Annotated in this window: 17 protein-coding genes; 13 read left to right on the top strand and 4 right to left on the bottom strand. The window is 74.2% G+C overall.

Annotated features, from left to right (window positions below; all coding sequences use genetic code 11):
• The first annotated feature begins 119 nt into the window (after positions 1-119).
• The 3 genes from PYR91_RS20580 to PYR91_RS20590 all read left to right on the top strand — a co-directional run bounded on the left by PYR91_RS20580 (position 120) and on the right by PYR91_RS20590 (position 5,543).
• The gene (locus PYR91_RS20580) at positions 120-2,825 is read left to right on the top strand and encodes a bifunctional FO biosynthesis protein CofGH (protein ID WP_279781831.1); all 2,706 of its coding nucleotides are present in this window, start codon (positions 120-122) and stop codon (positions 2,823-2,825) included.
• A 228-nt stretch (positions 2,826-3,053) separates the two neighbouring features.
• Positions 3,054-3,563 carry a GNAT family N-acetyltransferase gene (locus PYR91_RS20585; RefSeq protein ID WP_279781832.1) on the top strand — a complete coding sequence of 170 codons (510 nt, stop codon included), beginning with the start codon at positions 3,054-3,056 and terminating at the stop codon, positions 3,561-3,563.
• Positions 3,564-3,848: 285 nt separating this feature from the next.
• A complete protein-coding gene (locus tag PYR91_RS20590) occupies positions 3,849-5,543 on the top strand; it encodes a substrate-binding domain-containing protein (protein ID WP_279781834.1) in 1,695 nt (564 codons plus the stop codon).
• A 94-nt stretch (positions 5,544-5,637) separates the two neighbouring features.
• On the opposite strand, the gene PYR91_RS20595 is transcribed toward PYR91_RS20590, so the two are convergent.
• Together PYR91_RS20595 and cofD are read right to left on the bottom strand one after the other, a co-directional pair.
• Positions 5,638-6,903: a coenzyme F420-0:L-glutamate ligase gene (locus PYR91_RS20595; protein ID WP_279781836.1), complete on the bottom strand. Its 1,266-nt coding sequence runs from the start codon at positions 6,901-6,903 to the stop codon at positions 5,638-5,640.
• 61 nt (positions 6,904-6,964) lie between these two features.
• A complete protein-coding gene (gene cofD / locus PYR91_RS20600; protein WP_279781838.1) occupies positions 6,965-7,891 on the bottom strand; it encodes a 2-phospho-L-lactate transferase in 927 nt (308 codons plus the stop codon).
• A 273-nt stretch (positions 7,892-8,164) separates the two neighbouring features.
• On the opposite strand from cofD, the gene PYR91_RS20605 reads away from it, so the two are divergent.
• The 4 genes from PYR91_RS20605 to PYR91_RS20620 all read left to right on the top strand — a co-directional run bounded on the left by PYR91_RS20605 (position 8,165) and on the right by PYR91_RS20620 (position 16,133).
• The gene (locus tag PYR91_RS20605; RefSeq protein WP_279781840.1) at positions 8,165-10,915 is read left to right on the top strand and encodes a hypothetical protein; all 2,751 of its coding nucleotides are present in this window, start codon (positions 8,165-8,167) and stop codon (positions 10,913-10,915) included.
• A gap of 276 nt (positions 10,916-11,191) precedes the next feature.
• Positions 11,192-11,434, top strand: a complete 243-nt coding sequence (locus PYR91_RS20610) for a WhiB family transcriptional regulator (RefSeq protein WP_184889896.1) — start codon at positions 11,192-11,194, stop codon at positions 11,432-11,434.
• 227 nt (positions 11,435-11,661) lie between these two features.
• The gene (locus PYR91_RS20615; RefSeq protein ID WP_279781842.1) at positions 11,662-14,670 is read left to right on the top strand and encodes a glycosyltransferase family 2 protein; all 3,009 of its coding nucleotides are present in this window, start codon (positions 11,662-11,664) and stop codon (positions 14,668-14,670) included.
• Positions 14,670-16,133, top strand: coding sequence for a DUF5719 family protein (locus PYR91_RS20620; protein ID WP_279781844.1), 1,464 nt, complete (start codon positions 14,670-14,672; stop codon positions 16,131-16,133). The genes PYR91_RS20615 and PYR91_RS20620 overlap by 1 nt, the downstream gene beginning before the upstream one ends.
• 7 nt (positions 16,134-16,140) lie before the next feature.
• On the opposite strand, the gene PYR91_RS20625 is transcribed toward PYR91_RS20620, so the two are convergent.
• Positions 16,141-16,605: a metallopeptidase family protein gene (locus PYR91_RS20625; RefSeq protein ID WP_279781846.1), complete on the bottom strand. Its 465-nt coding sequence runs from the start codon at positions 16,603-16,605 to the stop codon at positions 16,141-16,143.
• A gap of 206 nt (positions 16,606-16,811) precedes the next feature.
• Here PYR91_RS20625 and PYR91_RS20630 point away from each other — a divergent pair, with 206 nt between their 5' ends.
• From PYR91_RS20630 to PYR91_RS20655, 6 genes are all read left to right on the top strand, one after another.
• Positions 16,812-17,177, top strand: coding sequence for a DUF3499 domain-containing protein (locus tag PYR91_RS20630; RefSeq protein WP_279781847.1), 366 nt, complete (start codon positions 16,812-16,814; stop codon positions 17,175-17,177).
• A 142-nt stretch (positions 17,178-17,319) separates the two neighbouring features.
• Positions 17,320-18,675 carry a phosphomannomutase/phosphoglucomutase gene (locus tag PYR91_RS20635; protein ID WP_279781849.1) on the top strand — a complete coding sequence of 452 codons (1,356 nt, stop codon included), beginning with the start codon at positions 17,320-17,322 and terminating at the stop codon, positions 18,673-18,675.
• A gap of 2 nt (positions 18,676-18,677) precedes the next feature.
• Entirely contained in the window at positions 18,678-18,851 is a 174-nt protein-coding gene (locus PYR91_RS20640) for a Trm112 family protein (RefSeq protein WP_347943357.1), read from the top strand.
• Positions 18,848-19,966: an SIS domain-containing protein gene (locus PYR91_RS20645; protein WP_279781853.1), complete on the top strand. Its 1,119-nt coding sequence runs from the start codon at positions 18,848-18,850 to the stop codon at positions 19,964-19,966. The genes PYR91_RS20640 and PYR91_RS20645 overlap by 4 nt, the downstream gene beginning before the upstream one ends.
• 61 nt (positions 19,967-20,027) lie before the next feature.
• On the top strand, positions 20,028-20,981 hold the full coding sequence (locus tag PYR91_RS20650; RefSeq protein ID WP_279781855.1) for a cation diffusion facilitator family transporter: 954 nt from the start codon (positions 20,028-20,030) through the stop codon (positions 20,979-20,981).
• A 253-nt stretch (positions 20,982-21,234) separates the two neighbouring features.
• On the top strand, positions 21,235-22,896 hold the full coding sequence (locus PYR91_RS20655) for an amidase family protein (protein WP_279781857.1): 1,662 nt from the start codon (positions 21,235-21,237) through the stop codon (positions 22,894-22,896).
• A gap of 247 nt (positions 22,897-23,143) precedes the next feature.
• Here the strand turns inward: PYR91_RS20655 and PYR91_RS20660 are convergent, their stop codons facing one another.
• Positions 23,144-23,479: a MerR family DNA-binding transcriptional regulator gene (locus tag PYR91_RS20660; protein ID WP_279781859.1), complete on the bottom strand. Its 336-nt coding sequence runs from the start codon at positions 23,477-23,479 to the stop codon at positions 23,144-23,146.
• Positions 23,480-23,525 lie beyond the last annotated feature (46 nt).

Consider the following 23,525-nt stretch of genomic DNA (forward strand, 5'->3'; position numbering starts at 1 on the left):
CCCGTGCATCTTTTGCGTCTATCGAAAATGTTTTGGGCTCACGGTTAAGAATCACTAAACATCCACAGGGGGTGCCCCCCGGTCCACGTCGGCCCCGCCGGTTCCGTACTGTGCGTTAGATGGACGCGAACCCCACAGACGCCGCGATGCGGCGGGCCCTGGCCCGGGCCAGAGACGGCAAGGCGCTCGACGTGTCGGAGGCCGCGGTTCTGCTGCACGCCAGAGGGGCCGATCTCGACCGGCTGCTGGAGTACGCCGGTCGCGTCCGGGACGCCGGGCTGGCCTCGGTGGGCCGCGAAGGCACCATCACCTACAGCCGCAAGGTGTTCATCCCGCTCACCCGGTTGTGCCGCGACCGCTGCGGGTACTGCACGTTCGCCACGGCGCCCGGCAAGCTCCCCGCCGCCTTCCTGAGCCCCGACGAGGTGCTCGACATCGCCCGCGCCGGCGCGGCGATGGGCTGCAAGGAGGCCCTGTTCACGCTCGGCGACCGCCCGGAGGACCGCTGGCACCAGGCCCGCGAGTGGCTGGACGCCCACGGCTACGACGACACGCTCTCCTACGTGCGCGCCATGGCCATCCGGGTGCTGGAGGAGACCGGGCTGCTGCCGCACCTCAACCCCGGCGTGATGAGCTGGCGCGACCTCGCGCGGCTCAAGCCGGTGGCGCCGTCCATGGGCATGATGCTGGAGACCACCTCACGCCGGCTGTTCGAGGAGAAGGGGCAGGCCCACCACGGCTCGCCCGACAAGGATCCCGCCGTGCGGCTGCGTGTGCTGGAGGACGCCGGGCGCTCCAACGTGCCTTTCACCACCGGCATCCTCATCGGCATCGGCGAGACGATCGCCGACCGCGCCGAGTCGATCTTCGCGATCCGCCGGGTCGCCCGCGAGTACGGAGGCGTCCAGGAGGTGATCGTGCAGAACTTCCGCGCCAAGCCCGACACCGCCATGCGCGGCATGCCCGACGCCGACCTGCGGGAGCTGGCCGCGACGATCGCCGTCACCCGCCTCGTGCTGGGCACCAAGACCCGCGTCCAGGCCCCGCCGAACCTCATCGGCGACGAGTACTCCCTGATGATCCGCGCGGGCATCGACGACTGGGGCGGCGTCTCCCCGCTGACCCCCGACCACGTCAACCCCGAGCGCCCGTGGCCGCAGATCGACGATCTCGCGGCCCGCACGTCCGCCGCCGGGTTCTCGCTCAGGGAGCGCCTGACGATCTACCCCGAGTACATCCTGGCGGGCGAGCCGTGGCTCGACCCTCGCCTGCGCGCCCACGTGGACGCCCTGGCCGACCCGAGGACCGGCCTGGCGCTGGAGGACACCGTCCCGGCCGGGCGGCCGTGGCAGGAGCCCGACGGCGGGTTCGCCGCCACCGGCCGCACCGACCTGCACGTGGAGGTCGACTCCTCGGGCCGCACCCACGACCGCCGCGACGACTTCGACCACGTCTACGGCGACTGGGACGCTCTTCGTGAGCGTCTCCCCGCCGGCGTCGCCAACGGCGCCGACGGCGTGAACGGCGCCGACGGGCTGAACCGCTCGGATGGCGCGGACGGCCCAGGCGGTGTGGACGGCGCGGAGGGTGCTGCCGGCGCGGACGGGAGGGCCGGCGGGCGTCCCGGAGACGGGCGGGCCGGGTCGGTGATCCGGGCCGACATGCGCGAGGCGCTGCGCCGCGCGGCGGCCGACCCCGCCGGGCTCACCGACGGCCAGGCGCTCACGCTGCTGGCGGCCGACGGCCCCGACCTGGAGGAGCTCTGCGGCGTCGCCGACGGCCTGCGGCGGGAGGCGGTGGGGGACGACGTCACCTACGTGGTGAACCGCAACATCAACTTCACCAACGTCTGCTACACCGGCTGCCGCTTCTGCGCGTTCGCGCAGCGCCGCACCGACGCCGACGCCTTCACGCTGTCGCTCGACCAGGTGGCCGACCGCGCGGCCGAGGCGTGGGAGGCCGGGGCGACCGAGGTGTGCATGCAGGGCGGCATCCACCCCGACCTCCCCGGCACGGCGTACTTCGACATCGCCAAGGCGGTGAAGGCCCGCGTCCCGGGCATGCACGTGCACGCCTTCTCGCCCATGGAGGTGATCAACGGCGCCGGCCGGACGAACCTGTCGGTGCGCGACTGGCTGGTGGCCGCCAAGGAGGCCGGGGTCGACTCCCTGCCGGGCACGGCGGCCGAGATCCTCGACGACGACGTGCGCTGGGTGCTGACCAAGGGCAAGCTCCCGGCGAGCGAGTGGGTCGATGTGATCACCACCGCGCACCGCGTCGGCATCCCCACGACGTCCACGATGATGTACGGCCACGTGGACACCCCCGCCCACTGGGTGGCGCACATCCGGCTCATCCGCCGCATCCAGGAGGAGACCGGCGGCTTCTCGGAGTTCGTGCTGCTGCCGTTCGTCCACCACAGCGCGCCGATCTACCTGGCCGGCATCGCCCGCCCGGGCCCGACGCCGCGCGAGAACCGCGCCGTGCACGCGCTCGCGAGGATCATGCTGCACGGCGCGATCTCCAACATCCAGTGCTCGTGGGTGAAGCTGCGGGACGACCTGTGCCGGGCGGTGCTGTCGGGCGGCGTGAACGACCTCGGCGGCACTCTCATGGAGGAGACGATCAGCCGGATGGCCGGGTCGGAGAACGGCTCCTACAAGACCGTCAGCGAGATCGCCGCGATGGTCGCCCCCACCGGCCGTCCCCTGCGGCAGCGCACCACCGAGTACGGCACCCCCTCACCCGAGCGCGCGGCGGCCGCCGCCGCCAGCGACGGCGTCTGCGGGAGCGTGCGCAGGAGCATCCCGCTGGTGGGGCGGTGACCGGCGAGCTCTTCGGCGGATCCGTGCCGCCGGCGCCGCCGTGGACGTGGGCGACGCCGAGCCGCGGCGGGGGAGCGTAGGCGCGCGGCGGCGACCGCACGCTCTCCTGTCCGTGCCGAGGCGCTTCGGCGGGAGCGCCGCGGCGGGCCGGGCCGGGTTCACCGGTCCGGGCCGGCCGGCTCCACGGGGACGGCCCGTTCAGGCCGGGAGGCGTGTTGTGCTTGGGGGGTGACCGTTCTGCGTTCCGGCCGGTCGACGCTCCGGCCGATCACCCCCGAGGACGCCGTCGTCCTGCACGCGCACTGGAACCTGCCGCTCGTCCGCAGGCATCTGTTCGACGACCGGTCGGTGACCGCCGAGGAGGTCGCCGACGTGATCGCGCACAGCTCGGAGGCCTTCGCCGCGCACGGCTACGGCGTGTGGGCCGTCATCGATGACGGCACGCTGATCGGCTCGTGCGGGCTGCTGCCCAGGGAGGGCGGCGGCGCCGAGCTGCTCTACAGCCTCGACCCCGGCCGGTGGGGGGAGGGCCTGGCGACGGAGGCGGCGGCCGTCGTCATGGCCCACGCCCGCGACGTGCTCGGCGTCGAGGAGATCATCGCCGAGACCGACGAGGGGAACGCCGCCTCGGCACGGCTGGCCGAACGGCTCGGGATGCGCGAGTGCGAGGGCCGTGTCGGCCCCGGCGGCCCGCTGAGACGCTTCACCACGGCCGCCGCCCACCCCGGGAACCCCTGAAGACAGGCGGACCGAGGGCCGGTCGCCCGGTGGACGTCGCCGAGGCAGGGACTCCGTGCCGACGGTGGCCGGGTGTGATGGGGCCGTTCGTCACGGGGAGCTGGAACAAGTTCTATGTTTCCCCCTTGGGATACTTGCGCCGGGTGCGGTGGACGCTGGAAGAATCGTGCATCCGTTTTCTGGAACGTGTGAGACGGCGAGAGGCGAACCGTGGCGTCAGGGCGGCATGGCCGGCACCGCGCGGATCCCTTCCTGGAGCCAGCGCGGCGCGATCGGCGCCCGGGCGTGCTGGCGGCGGTGATCGCGCTGGTGCTGCTGGGCGGTGTGCTGGTGCTGGTCTTCGACAGCGCCGGAGGGGCCTGCTCGGCGCGCGACCCGGTGCTGGTCGGCGTGGACGCCGCCGTGGACATCGCCCCGGTGGCCATGGAGGCCGCCGAGCGGTTCAACACCACCAAGGCCGCCGTCAACGGGCGCTGTGTGCTGGTGCAGGTCACCGAGCAGCCCCCGGCGCCCGTCCTGCGCACGCTGATCGGCGACCGGGCGGGCGTGCCGGAGGGGCGTCCGGACGCCTGGATCGCCGACTCCTCCGCCTGGGTGCGGCTGGCCCGCAAGTCGGGCGCGCCGGGCCTGGCGCCGCAGGAGAAGGTCGTCGCGACCTCCCCGCTGGTCTTCGCGACCAGGCGGTCGCTCGCCGAGCGGTTCGCCACCGGCGGCACCGAGATGAGCTGGGAGATGGTCTTCCCGGCCACGGCCAGGGGGCGGCTGCGGCCCACGGAGGAGGAGCCGGACGTCGTCCGCGTCCCCGACCCGTCGGTGGCGGGCGCGGGCATCGCCACGGTCGCCGCGGCCCGGGACATCGCGGGCACGGGCGGCGACGGGCCCGAGCAGCTCACCGCGTTCGTGCGCATGGCGCAGGCCGGGTCGGCGCCCGACTACCGGACGATGGTCGCGGCCGTGGACGACCGCTCGTTCTGGCGCAGGCCGGTCGTGGTGGTGCCGGAGCAGGCTGTGTGGCTGCACGGCCGGACGGCGTCGGACGACCCCGTGGTGGCGCTGCACCCCAAAGAGGGCACCATCGCCCTCGACTACCCGTACGTGGTCACGGCCGAGGACCCCTCGGCGGCGGCGGGGGCGCGACTGTTCGGCGACTGGCTGGGGTCGGCCGAGACGCGGGCCGCGGTGCGGCGGGGCGGCTTCCGCCTCCCGGACGGCCGGGACGCGCCGCCCGACGCCGGGCCGGCCATCCCGCCCGGGCAGCCGAAGCCGCGGCCGTCCATCAACCCCGCCATGATCGACGAGGCGCTGGACGCCTGGAGCCGCCTGGCCCCGCCCAGCGACATCCTGGTGCTGGCCGACGCCTCCCGGCACATGGCCGAGCCGATCGCCGGCAGGAAGGGAGCGACCCGTCACTCGGTCGCACTGGAGGCCGCCCGCATGGGGCTCCAGCTCTTCCCCGACACGACGCGCATGGGCCTGTGGGAGTTCGCCGACGGCTTCGCGGGCGGCAAGGGCCATCGCGCGCTGGTCGGCCTCGGGCCGATCAACCAGCCCGGCCGCGAGGACGACCAGTTCACCCGCCGCACCCGGCTCGACCAGCTCACCCGCACGCTCAAGGCCGACAAGGGCCGCGACAGCTCGCTCTACGACACCATCCTGGCCGGGTTCCGCGAGGTCACGGCCGAGTACGACCCGGCGATGAACAACTCGGTGCTGGTGATCACGGCCGGCCGGGACGACGGAACCGGCCTGTCGCGGCGGGAGCTGGCCGAGCGGCTGCGCGAGGAGTGGGACCCCGACAACCCCGTGCAGATCATCGTGATCGCCTTCGGCGCGGACGTGGACCGCTCCGCGCTCGGTGAGATCACCGCCCTCACCAACGGCTCCGTGCACGTGGCCTCGGAGCCCGGCGAGATCATCGAGGTGTTCCTGAGCGCCCTGGCCCGCCGCCTCTGTCACCCCACCTGCACAGGCTCCGGCTGACCGGCGCCCCGCGAGGCCTGCTGGACGGGGTCGGTTCGGCGCCCGCGCCCGCGGCGGCCTCGCCCCGGGCACTTCGGGAACGGCCGCCGGGCGGTCAGCGGGTGAGGATGAAGGTGCCGGGCTCGCGCGGGGGGCGGTCGCGGGGCGGGGCGGCCGGGTGGCCGACGGCGACGGCGCCCATCGGGTCCCAGGAGGCCGGCAGGTCGAGCACCTCGCGGACCACGTCGCGGCAGAACATCGTGGAGGACACCCAGGCAGAGCCCAGGCCCTCGACGGCGAGCTGCACCAGGAGGTTCTGCACGCCCGCGCCCATGGCGACCACGAACATCTCGCGCTCGGCGGCGTTGCGGCGGTCGTCGGGATAGGTGTGCGAGCCGTCCATGACCAGGCACGGCACCACCAGGTACGGCGCCCGGCGCAGCACCTCGCCGCGCCGCACCCGGCGGGCGATCGACTCCTCGGTGAAGCCGGTGGCGCGCAGGTCGGTGATCCAGGCCTCCAGCATCGCGTCGAGCAGCTTCTCCCTGGAGGAGGCCGACTCCAGCAGCACGAACCTCCACGGCGTGGTGTGGTGCGGCGCGGGCGCGCTGACGGCCGCGCCGACCGCGCGCCGCACCGCGGCGGCGTCCACCGGGGCGGCCGAGAACTCGCGGATCGTGCGGCGGGCGAACAGCACGTCGGAGGAGCCGTACCGGAACATGTCGTCGTCGGCGGGGCGGATCAGCGGGCGCACGCCCGGGCCGTCCTCGGCGGTCACCAGGTGGCCCAGCCCGCGCACCACGGCGACCGGCACGCCGTCGAGCTTGCCCTTGACCAGTTCGGCCGCGGCGGCGATCTCGTCCACCAGCGCGGTGACCGTCGCCGACAAGGGGTTGCCGTAGGAGTCGGACCTGCCGCGGAAGTCGTCCAGCGGCCGGACGCCGGCGGCGCCGATCGCGGCGTCGGTGAGGCCGTTGCGCCACGGCCGCCCGAAGGTGTCGGAGAGGATCACCCCGACGCCGGGGCGCAGGCCCGCCCTGATGCGGCGCGCGGAGGCGTCGGGATCCTCCGGGAGGAGCAGCACCGTGCCGCGTTCGGTGTTGGAGGCGTCGACCCCGGCCGCCGCCATGACGAAACCGTGCCGGGTCTGCGCGATCACCGTCTCGCCGCGGCGGGCGACCACCCGCGCGGTCTCCTCGGCGATGGCCGCGGCGCGGTCGTCGCCCTGGCGGACGCGGCCCTCGGCCTTGCTGACGATCTTGGAGGTGACGACCAGGATGTCGCCCTCCGCGAGGTCGGGCACGGCGGGGGAGATGAGCGCGGCCAGGTCGTCCCCCGGCCGGACCTCCGGCAGGCCGGGCACCGGGTGAATGGTGATCACTTCGTCAGCTCCTGTCGGGGGCGCGGCGGCGCGGTCCGGGCTCGTTCCGCGCGCACGCTGATCACTTGAGCAGATCCAGGGTGGCGCGGGCGATGGCCTCGGTGGCGGCGGGGTCGCTCATGAGCAGGGGCCTGGCGACCACGCGCACGCCGTCGAGCGCGACGCCCGAGTCCTGCTCGGCGACGAGCCAGCCGTCCAGCAGCCGGGAGCCGTACAGCTCCAGCACGGCCTGGGCGGTGGTCTCGACGCCGATGGCGGCGAGGCAGGCGTCGGCCATGCCGCGCACGGGGGCGCCGCCGATGATGGGGGAGACGCCGACCACCGTCTTGGCCTCCAGCGCCTCGCGGATGCCGGGGATCTGCAGGATCGTCCCGATGCTGACCACGGGGTTCGACGGCGGGAGGATCACCGCGTCGGCGGCCTGGATGGCCTCAAGGACCCCGGGCGCGGGCTTGGCGTCGTCGGCGCCGATCAGGACGATCTCCTCGGCCGGCACCGACGCGCGCAGCCGGACCCACCACTCCTGGAAGTGGATGGCGCGCCGCCCCTGCTCGTCGTGGATGACCACGTGCGTCTCGGCGCGGTCGTCGGTCATGGGGATGAGCCGCACGCCGGGCCGCCAGCGGGCGCACAGCGCCTCGGTGACCGCCGACAGCGGGTAGCCGGCGCCCAGCATCTGGGTGCGCACGATGTGGGTGGCGAAGTCGCGGTCGCCGAGGCCGAACCACTGCGGCTCCATGCCGTAGGCGGCGAGCTCCTCCTTGACCACGTGGTGCTCGCCGGCCCGGCCCCAGCCCTGCTCCTCGTCGATGCCGCCGCCGAGGGTGTACATGACGGTGTCGAGGTCGGGACAGACCCGGAGGCCGAACAGGGTGATGTCGTCGCCGGTGTTGCCGATGACGGTGATCTCGGCCTCGGGGGCGGCCGCCTGGAGCCCGCGGAGAAAGCGGGCGCCGCCGATTCCACCGGCGAGGGACACGATGCGCATGCTGTCAAGTCTTCCATTCCTCGCGCACCACCCCGCTCCGGCCCGGGTGATCACGCGGCGGACGGGAGAATGGGCTGCTCAAGGGCCGAAAGAAAAGGGCAAATGGTCGAGATGTGGCACTTAAGTGATCAGTGAGGTTGTTGGGTCTCGCGCCCCGTAAGTGGGGAGATGTGCGAAACTTCGGGTGCCGTATGGACCCATTGGGGGGTAGTTGTGGTCAGAGTTGAGCCCGGAAGGCTCCGAGAGCCCGCGGCCTGGATCATGCTCGTGGGGGTGGGCGCACAGGTTCTGGACGGCGCCGGACGGCTGTTCTTCGGCGGCCCCGTCGTGCCCTTCGGCGCGCGCGCGGCCTTCACGCTCACCACGCTCCTGTCACCGGTCCAGGTGGCGCTCGGCATCGGCGCCGTCCTGCTCGCGACGCGGTTCGGCGCCCCGACGCCCCGCGCCCGCCTCGTCACCCTGCTCGCCGTCGTCCTGCTCGCGCTGTCGGCCGTGCTCGGCGTGGTCGCGCTCGTCGGGGCGCTGACCGGCGGCGGCTTCTCCGGCGTCGTCGAGTGCCTGTTGGCCGGCCTGCCCCCGCTCGCCCTGACGGTGATCGCGCTGGTGTACGGCATCTCCGTCCTGCCCGCCGGGTCCGCGCGCGCGGACGGGTTCGGCCCGAGGCCGGGCCAGGGCGCCTTCCCCGGCTCCTTCGGCTCCCAGCCCGGCGGCCCCCACGGCATGGGCCCCGGGATGAACGGCCCCGGAACGAACGCCCCGGGGATGAACGCCCCGGGGATGAACGGCCCGGGGATGAACGGCCCCGGCACGGGCGGCCCCGGCATGGCGGGCGCTCCGGGCATGGCCGGCGCCAACGGCCCGGGCGGTGGCTTCCCCGGCAACCCCGGCATGGGCGGTCCCGGGCCCAACGGCGGCGGCCCCGTGCCCGCCGGGACGGGCGCCTTCGCCGGGATGGGGCAGGGCGGCGGCCACCCGCAGGGCGCCTTCGGCGAGCGCGGCCCGTCCGGGCAGCCGTCGCAGGGCCGTCCGCACGCCTCCGACAACCCCCTCGGCCCGCCCGCGCTGCCCCCCGGCCCCGGCACGCCGGCCCCGCAGCCGTACCTGGCCGCCGACCAGCAGTCCTCCATGCCGGAGCAGCGCCCGTACGGCCCCGGCGACACGACCGCGCCCGGCCCGCGCCCGTACATGACCGAGCCGCGCCCGAGCGACGTCTACACGCCCCAGCACTCCCAGCCGACCGAGGCGTACGGCCCCTACGGCTACCAGCAGCCGCCGCAGGGCTCGGGCGCGTTCGCGCCTCACCAGCAGGGCGACGTCTTCGAGCAGGGCGGCCGGCCGCGGCAGGCGGCGGACCCGCAGGACACGCACGTCGCCCCGCGCGGCACCGGGGCCTTCGGCTCCCCCGCCGCCCCGTTCAACCCCTCCGACGCCTTCGGCTCCCCGGACGCCTACACCACCGGCGCCCGGCAGGCACTCCCGCACCCGCTGACGGCCCCGACCCCCTACGGCGGCTCCCCGGACCAGCCCTCGGCGTACGGTCAGACGGGCCCCCAGTCGAGCCCGCTCGACCAGCCCTCGGCCTACGGCCGTCCCGGCCCGCAGGACCAGCCGTCCGGCTATGGTCAGACCGGTTCGCAGTCCAGCCCGTTGGATCAGCCGTCGGGCTATGGTCAGAGCGGTTCGCAGTCCAGCTCGCTGGACCAGCCTCCGGCCTACGGTCAGACGGGGCCGCAGTCCAGCCCGTTGGATCAGCCCGCCACCTATGGCCAGACGGGGCCGCAGGCCAGCCCGTTGGATCAGCCGTCGGGCTATGGTCAGAGCGGTTCGCAGTCCAGCCCCTTGGATCAGCCTCCGGCCTATGGCCAGACGGGGCCGCAGTCCAGCCCGTTGGATCAGCCGTCGGGCTATGGTCAGAGCGGTTCGCAGTCCAGCCCGCTGGACCAGCCTCCGGCCTACGGTCAGACCGGTCCGCAGTCCAGCCCCTTGGATCAGCCTCCGGCCTATGGCCAGACGGGGCCGCAGTCCAGCCCGTTGGACCAGCCGTCGGGCTATGGTCAGACCGGTTCGCAGTCCAGCCCGCTGGACCAGCCACCGGCCTATGGTCAGACCGGTCCGCAGGCCAGCCCCTTGGACCAGCCCGCCACCTATGGCCAGACGGGCCCGCAGTCCAGCCCGCTGGACCAGGGCTCTCCCTACGGGCAGGCGGCGCAGCCGGGCGCGTACGGGCAGGGCTCGGCGGGGCAGGGCACCGACCCGTACGGCACCGGGTACGCGTCCGGGGAGTTCACCCGCCACTCCGAGCCGTCGGCGATGTACGCCGAGGCCGCCGACCCCCGCATGCAGCAGATCGCGCAGGCCTACCAGCAGGCGCAGAACTACAAGCAGGCCCAGAGCCCCGGCGGCCAGGCCCCCGACGAGCACGGCGGCGCCGGGGACGCGCAGGGGTACACGACGCAGCCCGGGAGCACCCCCGGCTACGGCGGCCCGTTCGGCCACCCCCAGGAGCCGGTCGAGCCCGCGGGTTACCCGCGCACCCCGCAGGACGCGGGTCCCTACCAGACGGGCCAGGAGCGGCCGTACCAGCCCGCCCAGGAGCCGTACCGCCCGGCACCCGAGCCGTCGTCCTACCAGGGGGCTCCTCAGGACCAGCCCTACCAGGGGGTTCAGGACCAGCCCTACCAGGCCGGCTCCGAGCAGCGTCAGTACCAGCCCCCGGCCGGGCCCGGCTGGGAGGAGCCGCCGGCCGACAGGACGGTGCGTTTCGACCCCAAGGCCTACCAGCGGGACCCGCTGAACGCGCCGATGCCGCCGCCCGCCCCGGCGGCGGGTCCCGACCCCGCCGGCCCCCCCTCCGACCCCGCGGCGACGACCGATCCGCAGGGCCGCAGGGACGAGCCGATCGACCCGACGGCCATCTACGCGCCCGACAGGTCCGCCCAGGTAAGGGCGGAGGAAAGCGGCGGTAGAGATCAGACAGCGTCTGGTCTTGATCAGGGAAGGCCCTGGTACGGTTCCGACCGCTGAGGGCACTGATCATCGAGGGCGACGGAGGACGCTGGTTCTCCGCCGGGCGGCATGTGTGAGGGGCCGCATATTTCGCCTGAGCCCGTATACCGGGGTGAGCTGGTCTTTCCCCGGATACCGTCATGCCGCTTGACGCCACATGCGGCACACGCGTGTAATTACAACTGTGTTGTTACGCCTTTCACAGTGTGGGTATTGCGGAAGGTGTTCAAAAGGGGGGCTCCGTTGCGGGGCGGGCGTGCGATCAGCAGGAGGTGTGCAGTGACCGATCTGGTCATGGCACAGATGCTCGGCGCGGAAGAGCTGGGATGGCAAGAGCGTGCGCTGTGCGCGCAGACCGACCCGGAGGCGTTTTTTCCAGAGAAGGGCGGGTCCACGCGAGAGGCGAAGAAGGTGTGCCGGTCCTGCGAGGTGCGGGCCGAATGCCTGGAGTACGCGTTGCAGCACGATGAACGGTTCGGCATCTGGGGGGGACTGTCCGAGAGGGAACGCCGGCGCATCAAGCGAGAGGCCGGCTGAGAGACCATGACGCGGGCCGCGGCCGGGGGGCCGCGAGCCGGCGAGCGGACGGCGTGACGCCCGCGCCGTCCGACGCAGCGGATTGCCAGAGTGCCTGACCCGGTATGCCGGGGGTGCCGTATCGTGATCGGCGCACAGCCACACGAGCCCCTTAGGACACCACCTCCGTGCACCCGCCGCCCCCGTCCGTCACAGCGATCGTCGTCGCCCACGATGGCGCACGGTGGTTGAGGGAGACGCTGCAGGGCGTCCTGCGCCAGACCCGGCCGCTCGACCGCGTGGTCGGGGTCGACAACGGCAGCCGCGACGGGTGCGCCGCGATCCTCACCGAGGCGTTCGGCGCCGGCAACGTCCTCACCCTTCCCCGTTCGACCGGGTTCGGCGAGGCGGTCGCGGCGGTGCTCGACCGGCTGCCGCGCACCGGCGGGCAGGAGTGGATCTGGCTCCTGCACGACGACTGCGCGCCCCATCCGCAGGCGCTTGAGGCGCTGCTGTGGACGGCCGCCTCCGACGAGAAGGCGGCGATCCTCGGCCCCAAGCTGCGCGACTGGCTCGACCGGCGGCTGCTGCTGGAGGCCGGGGTCACGGTCGACCGGTCGGGGCGGCGTGACACCGGGCTGGAGGCCAGGGAGTACGACCAGGGCCAGCACGACGGCGTGCGGCAGGTGCTCTCGGTGTCCACCGCCGGCATGCTGATCCGCCGCGACGTGTGGGACCTTCTCGGCGGGCTGGACGCCGGCCTGCCCCTGTTCCGCGACGACCTCGACCTGTGCTGGCGTGCCACGGCCGCCGGCTACCGCGTGCTGAACGTCACCGACGCGGTGGCCTGGCACGCCGAGGCCGCCGCCCGCCGCCGCCGGCGCCTCACCGCCAGCACCGACCACCCGCGCCGGCTCGACCGCCGCAACGCGATCTTCGTGGTCATGGCGAACCTGCCGTTCCGGTCGCTTCTGTGGTCGGTCGTGCGCAACACCTTCGCCTCGCTGTTCCGCACCGTCCTGCTGCTGCTCGCCAAGCAACCGGCGAACGCGCTGGACGAGATCGTCGCGCTGGCCTCGGTGCTCGGCTCCCCCCGCAGGCTCATGGCCGCGCGCAAAGCGCGCAGGCAGGGCAGGAAAGAGGGCTACCCGGAGGTCGTCAAGCTGTTCACGCCCCGGGGCATGGCCTACCGGCGGCTGGCCGACATGGTGCAGAGCTTCCTGTCGGGCGCGGGGCCGATCGACTCCGCCGGGCGGCACCACGCGGTCATCCCCGAGGCCTCCCGGGACGACGGCGAGGAGCTGCTCACCGACGCCGGGCTCATGCAGCGTTTCTTCGGCAACCCGGGTGTTCTGCTGGTCCTCGCCCTGACCGCCGTCACGCTGGCCGCCGAACGCTCGCTGGTCTACGGCGGCGTGCTCGGCGGCGGCGCGCTCGTCCCCGTGGTGGGCGGCGCGTCCGACCTGTGGAACCTGTACACCTCGGGCTACCACGCGGCGGGGCTGGGGTCGGGCGGGTGGGCGCCCCCGTACGTGGCGGTGCTCGCCGTCCTCTCGACGATCTTCCTGGGCAAGACGTGGCTGGCCGTCTCGGTGCTGCTGCTCGGCTGCGTCCCGCTGGCGGGCCTGTCCGCCTATGTGGCCACCCGCTCGATGATCTCCCAGCCGCTCGCGCGCGCCCTGCTCGCGGCCTCCTACGCCCTGCTTCCCGTGGCCACGGGGGCGGTCGCCGCCGGGCGGCTCGGCACGGCCGTCGTCTTCGTCCTGCTGCCCGCCTACGCCGCCTTCGCCGCGAGGGTGTTCACCGCCGAACGGCGGCGGGCCCGCCGTGCCGCGTGGGCGCTGGGGCTGCTGCTCACGGTCGGCACGGCGTTCGTCCCCCTGGTGTACGTGCTGGTCGCGGCGCTCGGCGGTCTCGCCGCGCTGTCGTTCGCCGGGGTGCGGCGCGGCGTGGGCGTCTCGCTGGGCATCGCCATGGCGGTGCCGCTCGTGCTGCTGTTCCCCTGGCTGGCCCAGCTCGCGGCCGACCCCGGTCGCGTCCTGCTGGAGGCCGGGCTGCACCGGCCGTCGCTGGCCGACCCGCGGCTGGCGGCCGATTCCCTGCTGACGCTCAACCCCGGCGGGCCCGGCGTGCCGCCGGTGTGGGCGACCGCCGGCCTGATCGCCGCCGCGCTCGCCGCGCTGCTGTTCCGCAGGCACCAGATGGTGGTCGTCACGGGGTGGGGCGTCGCGGTCTTCGGCGTGCTGGTCGCCATCGTGGTCAGCCGCGTCCCGGTGGACGGCGTCGCCGCCTGGCCGGGTGTGCCGCTGGCGTTCGCGGCCATCGGCCTGATGGTGGCCGCCGCGATCACCGGCCACCGCGTCGTCGAGCTGCACCGCGCCGGCGGCGCGCGAAGGGCCGGCGCCCTGCTCATGGTGCTGGTGGCCTGCGCGACGCCGCTCGCCGCCGCGGGCCTGTGGATCAACGAGGGCGTGCCCGGCCCGCTCCGGCGCGGCACCCCCGAGGTGGTCTCGGAGTTCGCGACCGCCAACTCCACCCGCGGCGAGAGCACGCTGCTGCTCCGCTCCACCCGCGACGGCAGGCTCTCGTTCACCCTGGTGCGCGGCCGCACGCCCTTGATCGGCGAGACCGAGCTTCCGGTGGCCGCCGCCGCGCGCGAGCGGCTGTCCGCCGTCGTCGCCGGGGTCGCGTCCGGCCGTGGCGGCGACGACGCCCTCACCCTGGCCGCCTTCGGCGTCCGCTTCATCTCCGTGCCCGGCCCGGTCGACCCCGTCGTGCGCCGCGCGCTCGACTCCGACCCCGCCCTCGCGCGGGTGAGCCTGTCGGCGACCTCCGGGCTGTGGCGCATGGCCCGCCCCCTGGGGCGTGCCTTCCTGCTCGAACCCGACGGCCGCAGGACCCCGGTCGAGCCGGTCCGGGCCGGGGACGGCGCGCTCACCTTCGCCGTGCCCGCCGGCGCGGTGAAGCGCACGCTGGTCCTGGCGGAGCCCGCCGGAGCCTGGGCCGCCGCCGTCGGCGACTCCGCCCTGGCCGCCGTCACCGTGGACGGCTGGGCTCAGGGGTTCGAGATGCCGCCCACCGGCGGCCGGGTCACCGTGGCCTACGACACCTTCTGGCACGGCCTCTGGTTGTGGGCCCAGCTCGGCCTCGTCGTCCTGGCGGCCGTCTTCGCCTCCCCGGGCGCCCGGGCGCCCGAGGCCGCCGAGGAGTACGCCGAGGCCCCGGCCGAGGCCGACAAGGAGGAGGTGCCGGTCTGATGAAGGGCGCCGGCGCGGTGAAGGCCGTGGTCGAGAGCCGGTTCGGGTTCCTGGTGCTGGTGCTGACGGCGCTGGGGGCGCTCTTCGGGGTCGCCACCGTCACCCGTCCGGCGGTCGCCACCCCGGTCGCGGTGACGCCCGCCAGGGTGGCGGTCGAGTCGGTCACCACCGTGTGTCCCGAGCCCGGCGGCGCCCGGGTCAGCGCGCTCACCCCGCCGGGCGGCCGCGGGAAGGGCCTGGCGACGGTCGCCGAGGTCGGCGCGGCCCCCGAGGCCGGCGCGCCGGCGGCCTCGGCGCCCGACCGGCCCGGGCTGCTGTGGCAGCGCGAGGTGCCCGCCAAGTCGGCCCCGCTGGAGATCTCCGGCACCGGGGCCATGGCCTCGGGCCTGGAGGCCTCCCAGACCACCAGGAACGCGGGCGGCAAGGTCCGCGGGCTGGCGGGGGTGCGCTGCGCGGAGCCCGGAGCGCAGGCGTGGTTCATCGGCCCCGGCCCCGCGGCCGGCGCCGACGTCACCCTGCACCTGGCCAACGCCGACACCGCCCAGGCCGTCCTGGAGATCGTCGTCTACTCCGGCGAGGGGCCCGTGGTCAGCGAGTCCGGCAGCGGGCTCGTGCTCAAGCCCGGCGAGCACCGCGTCGTCCGGCTGCGCGACCTCGCCCCCTCGCCCCTGGTGATGGCCGTCGAGGTCCGCACGAGCAGCGGCCGGGTGGCCGCCGCCGCGCGGGTGGTGCTGGAGAAGGGCAAGGGCGCCGACTGGCTCCCCGCCGCCGCCGCGCCCGCGACCACCGTCGTCGTGCCCGGCATCCCCGGGGGCGGCGGCCTGCGCGAGCTGTACGTCAGCGCCCCGGGCGAGGCCGACACCGTGGTGCGGGTCAAGGCGCTGACCGCCGACGGCTTCTACGCCATGAAGAACCGCGAGACGCTGGAGGTGCCCGCGGGGTCCACCGCCTCGCTCGACCTGTCGACCGGCATCGGCGGCCAGCCTTCGGCCGTCGTGCTCACCTCGGACGTCCCCATCGTGGCCGGCCTGACGGCGACCGGCACCGGCACCCGGCAGGACATCGCGTTCACCGCCGGGGCCGGGCCCATCGACGTCGGCAGCGTCGTCGCCGACAACCGCGGCGGCAAGGACGTCTCGTCGCGCCTCATCCTCTCGGCCCCGGCCGCGGCGGCCCGGGTGCGCGTGCAGGCCCTGCCCCGGCGCGGGGCCGCGCCGCCGCCGGTCGACGTGGCGATCCCCGCCGCCCGCACCGAGGAGGTCGAGCTCGACGCCCCCGGCGGGCGAGGCGACTTCGGGGTGGTCGTGCTGCCCCTGCCGGGCTCGGGCCCCGTCTACGGCGGCCGGGTGCTCGACGAGCGCACCGGCGACGGGCTCATGCTGACCGCCCAGCCCCTGGGGCCGGCCCGCACGTACGCCGTCGTGCGCCCCGCCGTGGAGTCGCCGGCCGCCGTGCTGCCCTAGCGGCCGATCAGTGGCGGTCGTCGTAGCCGGGGTCGACGGTCTCGGGCGACAGGCCCAGCAGGGTCGCCACCTGCTCCACGACCACGTCGTGCACCAGGGCGCCGAGGGTGTCGCGGTCGCGGGCCCTGGCCTCCAGGGGGCGGCGGTAGACGACGACGATGGCGGGGGAGCCGTCCTCGGCCGGCTGCACGCGGCCGAACGGGATGGGGTCGGACGACAGGCGGCCGGGGCCGTCGAGCAGCTCGTCCACCGGGGGGACGTCCTCCACCGCGAACTCGACCGAGGACAGCTGGCCGCTCCACTTGGGCTTGAGACGGTCGACGGCGTCGAGCACGAAGTCGTCGAACCTCTCGCTGCGGGAGCGGGCGATGGGCACGTGCGACGGGGCCAGCGGACCACGCATGCCGCGGCCGTGCCGGTCGCGGCGCCGCGGGCCGTTGGGGCGGGGCTTGCCGCCGGGGGCCGTACTCACACGGCAAGCCTAGATCGTGCTTCTCCGCTCCCGCACCGCCTCCCGTGGCCGGCGGCCGGACAGATGGTGAGCCTCACCGGTCAAGCGGCGTCCGGGCTGGGGGGCGAGGCCCGTCCCCGCACGGCACGTGTCCGAATTGTGGCGACACGCTCGTTAAGAGGACCGGGGTGGTGGCAATGTGAACGCGGACCGGATACGGTCCCTCCGTGAGCCCCGTCCGCAGCTGTTCCCGTACCGCCTGCAGGCAGCCTGCCGTCTTCACACTCACGTACGTCTACGCCGACTCGACCGCAGTGCTCGGACCGCTGGCGACGTACGTCGAACCACACTGCTACGACCTGTGCGCGGACCATGCGGAGCGGCTCACCGCGCCCCGTGGGTGGGAGGTCGTCCGGCTGCCTTCGGAGCCGGGCCAGCCCACCAGCGACGACCTCGAAGCGCTCGCCAACGCCGTCCGCGAGGCCGCGAGGCCCGCCAAGGCCTCCGGCGAGCCGGTCGGCCAGGGCGTCGAGGTGGGGCGCCGCGGGCACCTGCGCGTCCTGCGGTCCGCCCAGCAGAACCTGGAGCGGTGACCGCCCTTCCCGAAGGCCCGATCCACCGGCTCACGCGACCGCTCCGGGGCTTCGGACGCATCGCCGCGATCTTGTGAAGGGGCGCGAGGGAACACAGTAGGCTCGTGGGCGGACAGAACACCGACGTAGGGGCGGAGCGGTAGTGGGCGACCTCGCCACCATCTTCAAGGCGTACGACATCCGCGGTCTCGTCCCGGCCCAGCTCGACGAGGACGTCGCCGCGGCGGTGGGCGCCGCGTTCGTCGAGGTGGTCTCCGCCGAGGCCGTGGTGATCGCCCGCGACATGCGCGCGTCGTCCGGCCCGCTCGCCGCCGCCTTCGCCCGCGGCGCCACCGCCCGCGGCGCCGACGTCGTCGACACCGGCCTCGGCTCCACCGACCTGCTGTACTACGCCAGCGGCAGCCTGGGGCTGCCGGGCGTGATGTTCACGGCCAGCCACAACCCGGCGGGATACAACGGCATGAAGCTGTGCCGCGCGGGCGCCGTGCCGGTGGGCTCCGACACCGGGCTCACCCTCGTGCGCGACCGCGCCGCCGAGATCCTCGCCGCGGGCGGCCCCGGCGGCCCCGGCTCCGGGGAGGTCGTCGAGCGCGACCTTCTCGCCGGGTACGCCGCCCACCTGCGCAAGCTGGTCGACCTGTCGGGCATCAGGCCGCTGCGCGTGGTGGTCGACGCCGGCAACGGCATGGGCGGGCACACCGTCCCCTCGGTGTTCGACGGGCTGCCGCTGGAGGTCGTGCCGCTGTACTTCGAGCTCGACGGCACCTTCCCCAACCACGACGCCAACCCGCTGGAGCCGGCGAACCTGCGCGACCTGCAGAAGGCCGTGCTCGACAAGGGGGCCGACCTCGGCCTGGCCTTCGACGGCGACGCCGACCGCTGCTGGGTGGTCGACGAGCGGGGCGAGTCCGTGCCGCCTTCGGCGATCACCGCGCTGGTGGCGGTGCGGGAGCTGGCGCGCCACCCGGGGGCCACGGTGATCCACAACCTGATCACCTCCCGGGCGGTGCCCGAGATCATCGCTGAGCACGGCGGGGTGCCGGTGCGCACCAGGGTGGGGCACTCCTACATCAAGGCCGACATGGCCCGCACCGGCGCGGTCTTCGGCGGGGAGCACTCCGCGCACTACTACTTCCGCGACTTCTGGTTCGCCGACTCCGGCATGCTCGCCGCGCTGCACGTGCTGGCGGCCCTCGGCGAGCAGGATCGCGCGCTGTCCGCGCTGCTGGAGCGCTACTCCCGCTACCGGGCCTCCGGCGAGATCAACAGCACCGTCGGCGACCAGGGGGCCGCGCTGGCGCGGGTCCGCGCCGCCTACTCCGGCCGCGACGGCGTCACCCTGGACGACCTCGACGGGCTCACCGTCCTTGGCCCCGGCTGGTGGTTCAACCTTCGTCCGTCCAACACCGAGCCGCTCCTCCGGCTGAACGCCGAGGCGGCCGACGAACAGCAGATGGCGGCGGTCCGCGACGGGGTGCTCGCCATCGTGAGGAGTTGACCGTGAAGATCGACGAATGGCTGCTCGACATCCTGGCCTGCCCCGCGTGCAAGTCGCCGCTGAGCGCCGTGCCCGAGAGCGACGAGCTCGCCTGCACCTCGCAGACCTGCGGGCTGGTCTACCCCGTCCGCGACGACATCCCGGTGCTCCTGGTCGACGAGGCGCGCAAGGCGTGACCGCGTTCGAGCCCGACCGGCTGGACGACGCCGCCTACCTGACCCAGGCCGATCCCTCCGGCATGCTGCACGCGGTGGCGACCTCCGGCGCCCAGGTGCGCGCGTCACACCGCACCACGCTTGAGGCCGGCGTCCCGCTGTCCGGCGAGAGCCGGCCCCGGGCGCTGGTGGTCGCGGGCATGGGCGGCTCGGCCCTCGCGGGCGACATGCTGGCCGCCGTGTGCGGCGCGGGCGTCCCGATTCCCATCGTCACCGTGCGCTCCTACCGGCTGCCCGGCTGGGTGGGGGCCGCCGACATGGTCGTCGCGGTGTCGTCGTCCGGCGCCACCGAGGAGACCCTGGCGCTGGCCCTGGAGGCCGCGCGCCGGGGCTGCCGGCTGGCGACCATCGGCCGCGCGGGCTCGCCGCTGGCGGCGATCGCCGAGCAGGCGTCCGCGCCGCACCTGGCCGTCGTCCCGGTCGCCGGGGCGGTCGGCCGTCCCCGTGCCAACCTGTGGGCGGTGACGATGCCGCTGCTCGCCGTCGCCTCGGCGCTGGGGCTGGCCGAGGTGGGCTCGGAGGTGGTGGAGGCCACGGCCGGTCGCCTGGACGAGATCGCGCACCGCTGCCGCCCGTCGAGCGAGTCGTTCATCAACCCGGGCAAGACGCTGGCCATCGAGGTCGCCGGCACGATCCCGATGATCTGGGGGTCCTCGCCGCTGGCGGCGGTCGCCGCGCACCGGTTCGCCTCCGAAATCCACAAGAGCGCGAAATATCCTGCTATTTGGGGTGAGATCCCGGAGGCGGCGCACGGCCAGGCGGTGGCCTTCGACGGGCCCCTCGCCGAGCGTGACATCTTCGGCGACTCCGCCGCGCTGTCGCTGCGGCTGTTCGTGCTGCGCGACCTGGAGGAGCATCCCCAGGCCGGCAAGTCGCGCACGACGGCGGTGCGCATCGCGACCGACCGCGGGGTGCCGGTCAGCGAGATCGCCGCCGAGGGGGAGCACCCGCTGGAGCGGCTGGCGTCGCTGGTGGGCCTCGCCGACTACGCCGGCGTCTACCTCGCCCTGGGCTCGGGCGTCGACCCGGTGCCGGTGAGCCCGATCACGGAACTGAAGGCCAGAATTTCCCAATAGGATCTGCACACCGCATTACGGTCGGTGGCGGGCACGTCTAACGGATGGGTGGATACAGAAGGTGAGCGCGAGCGGCGGTACCAAGGCCATCCTCGCGGCGCTGATCGCCAACATGGCGATCGCGGTGGCGAAGTTCGTGGCGTTCCTCTTCACGGGCTCCTCCTCCATGATCGCCGAGTCGGTCCACTCCGTGGCCGACTCGGGCAACCAGGCGCTGCTCCTGCTCGGCGGCAAGAAGGCGCAGCGGCGCGCCAGCCGCGAGCACCCCTTCGGCTACGGCCGGGAACGATACTTCTACGCCTTCGTGGTGGCCGTCGTGCTGTTCACGATCGGCGCGGTCTTCTCGCTGTACGAGGGCTACCACAAGCTCACCCACCCGGAGAAGCTCCAGTCGCCCGGCTGGGCCTTCGGCGTGCTGACCTTCGCGATCATCGCCGAGATCTTCTCCTTCCGCACGGCTATCAAGGAGTCCCAGGCCGTCAAGGGCGACGCGTCGTGGGTGCAGTTCATCCGGCGCTCCAAGGCTCCGGAGCTGCCGGTGGTGCTTCTGGAGGACCTCGGCGCGCTGCTGGGCCTGGTCTTCGCGCTCTTCGGCGTCACCATGGCGGTGATCACCGGCGACGGCGTGTGGGACGGCGTGGGCACCGTCATGATCGGTGTGCTGCTGGCGATCATCGCGGTGATCCTCGCCCTGGAGACCAAGTCGCTGCTGATCGGCGAGAGCGCGGACCCCGAGATGGAGACCAGGATCCGGGAGGCGCTGGAGAACTCCCCGGAGGTCACCAAGGTCATCCACATGCGCACCCTGCACCTCGGCCCCGAGGAGCTGCTGGTAGCCGCCAAGATCGCCGTCGAGCACGACGACACCGCGGCGGAGGTCGCCCGGGGCATCGACGAGGCCGAGCGGCGCGTCCGCGAGGCCGTGCCCATCGCCCGGGTCATCTACCTGGAGCCCGACCTCTACCACCCCGGCCACGTGAGCACCGCTCCCGCCGCCGCGGGCCACCCGGAGTAGACGCCTCGGAGTAGACGCCTGTCCCGGGCCCGCCGCCTCGCCGCGGCGGGCCCGTGTGGTCTCGCCCGCCCCGTGTACCGGGTGAACGGGTGGCGGCATGCCGAGAGCGGGGGAATGCTCCGGCAAGCAGGGCTTACGTACCAAAAGTGGCTTGTGGCCGTATTGCGGTAATTAACATGATCGCCTCCTCGGGGAAACCGGGCCGACTCCGCGTCGCAAAATCATGACGACGTCCTGATCACACCCCCCGCCCGTGGAGGACGCCATCGACACCCGCACGCACGGCCGCCTGTTCACCCCCCGGCGCCGCGCCGCAGCCCTGGCCCTCGCGCTCGCCGCCGTGGCCGGAGCCTCATCCCCCGCCGCGGGTGCCGCCCTCACCGGCACCCGCGCCGCCGACCGGTCCGTCGACGTCGACCTGGAGAACGCGACCGTCGCCGAGCTCGACCGGCTCATGGACGCCCGCAAGCTCACCAGCACCTCGCTGACGGCGGCCTACATCACCCGGATCAAGGCGCTCAACACCTCGGGCCCCGGCCTGAACGCGGTGCGCGCCCTCAACCCCGCCGCGATGCGCGAGGCCGCCGCGGCGGACGCGGCACGGCGCGGCCGGGGCCCGCACGGCTCCCTGCTGGGCATCCCGGTCATCGTCAAGGACAACATCGACGTCAAGGGCATGCCGACCACCGCGGGGTCGGTGGCGCTGGCCGACTCCTACCCCAAGGCGGACGCCCCGCTGGTCACCGGGCTGCGCAAGGCGGGGGCGGTGATCCTCGGCAAGGCCAACCTCACCGAGTTCGCCAACTACCTGACCAACGGCATGCCCAGCGGGTACAGCTCACTCGGCGGCCAGGTGCTGAACGCGTACGACACCAGCCAGACGCCCAGCGGGTCCAGCTCGGGCTCGGGCGTCGCGGCCTCGATCGGCTTCGCCGCCCTGACCATCGGCACCGAGACCTCCGGGTCGATCCTCAGCCCGGCCTACGCCAACTCGGTCGTCGGCATCAAGCCCACGGTCGGCCTGGTCAGCCGCACCGGGATCATCCCCATCGCGGCCAGCCAGGACACCGCCGGCCCGATGACGCGCACGGTGGCCGACGCCGCGGCCGAGCTGACCGCCATCACCGGCGTCGACCCCGAGGACCCCGCGACCGCGGCCAACCCGCTGGCCGGGCACGACTTCACCAAGGACCTGTCGGCCGACGCCCTGCGGGGCGCGCGGATCGGCGTCGTGGCGAGCCAGGTGCCGGCCGAGGGCACCGACAACCGCACCCTGTGGGACGCGGCCGTCGCCGCGCTGCGCGCCCGCGGGGCCACGCTGGTCGACGTGACGCTCGACACCTCCGGGCCGAGCTCGACCGTGCTGAGCTACGAGTTCAAGCGCGACCTGAACGCCTACCTGGCGCGGCTGCCGAGGAACGCCCCGATGAAGACGATCGACGACATCGTGGCCTACAACCAGGCGCACGCCCGCGAGGCGCTGAAGTTCGGCCAGACCAACGCGCTTGCCTCGCAGGCCAAGGACATCAGCCCGGGCAGCGCCGACACGGCGAGGTACCAGGCCGACCGCGCGGCCGACCTGGCGGCCAGCAAGGACCGCCTGGATGCCGTCATCCAGGCCAACGACCTGGGCGCGCTGCTCTTCGCCAACAGCGGCAGCGCGGGGATCGGCGCGCGCGCCGGGTACCCGTCCATCAACGTGCCGGCCGGCTACCAGGCCGCCAACCGCCGGCCGTTCAGCATCGCCTTCCTCGGCCGGGCGTGGACCGAGCCGGCGCTCATCGGCTACGCCTACGCCTACGAGCAGGCGACCAAGCTCCGCCGGCCCCCTTCGGAGATCAACCCCGCCCCGTACCGCTGCACCATCGCGGCGGCTCCCGGCCCGCGGCGCTCCTACGACTCCTGCGCTCCCTGACCGAGGCGCCCCGGACGGCGTCCGACGCCCGTCCGGGGCGGCCGTGACCGCCCCTTAGACCACCCCGGTCCACGACCCCGCGGTCCCCAGACGATCGCCCGGCGGCGCGGAGCCTTCTTCACGAGGGCTCCGCGCCGCCGTCGTCTCGCACGGGGTGGACGGCGGCGGCTCGCACGCCCGGGCAGGGCCGCCGGCGTCGCGTGTGCCGCCGCCGGACGGCCACGCCGGGGAGGCCGCCGCCGGCGGCTCAGCGGCCCTGGCGGAGCAGCCGCAGCGCCTTCTCCTGCTCGAAGTCCAGCGCCCGGCGGGGGGCGTGGATGCGGCCGATGCGCAGGCCCAGGTCGCGTATCGCCTGGGCGACGGCCGGTTCGCTGAGCACGCGCAGCGCGAACGCCAGCTCCGCGGGGGAGACGTCGAACCGCCGCTCGAGCTCCATGGCCTGGCCGACGGCGGCGAGCTCCTCGGGGCCGAACCGCCGGTGCGAGCCCTTGTCGCGGGTCGGCGGCAGCAGGCCGAGCGCCTCGCGGTACCGGAGCATCCGGGGGGACATTCCCAGGCGTTTCGCCGCCTCTGTGATGCGCATGGCTCCAATTCTTACATTCTCGCGTCAGGTTTCCGAGGTCTGGGGT

This window comes from Sphaerisporangium sp. TRM90804, from assembly GCF_029846175.1.
GTDB lineage: Bacteria > Actinomycetota > Actinomycetes > Streptosporangiales > Streptosporangiaceae > Sphaerisporangium.

Coding starts and splice junctions, on each gene's coding strand:
- PYR91_RS20580 (WP_279781831.1), top strand. CDS start 120: ATGGACGCGAACCCCACAGACGCCGCGATGCGGCGGGCCCTGGCCCGG.
- cofD (WP_279781838.1), bottom strand. CDS start 7,891: ATGCGCATCGTGTCCCTCGCCGGTGGAATCGGCGGCGCCCGCTTTCTC.
- PYR91_RS20610 (WP_184889896.1), top strand. CDS start 11,192: ATGGCACAGATGCTCGGCGCGGAAGAGCTGGGATGGCAAGAGCGTGCG.
- PYR91_RS20620 (WP_279781844.1), top strand. CDS start 14,670: ATGAAGGGCGCCGGCGCGGTGAAGGCCGTGGTCGAGAGCCGGTTCGGG.
- PYR91_RS20660 (WP_279781859.1), bottom strand. CDS start 23,479: ATGCGCATCACAGAGGCGGCGAAACGCCTGGGAATGTCCCCCCGGATG.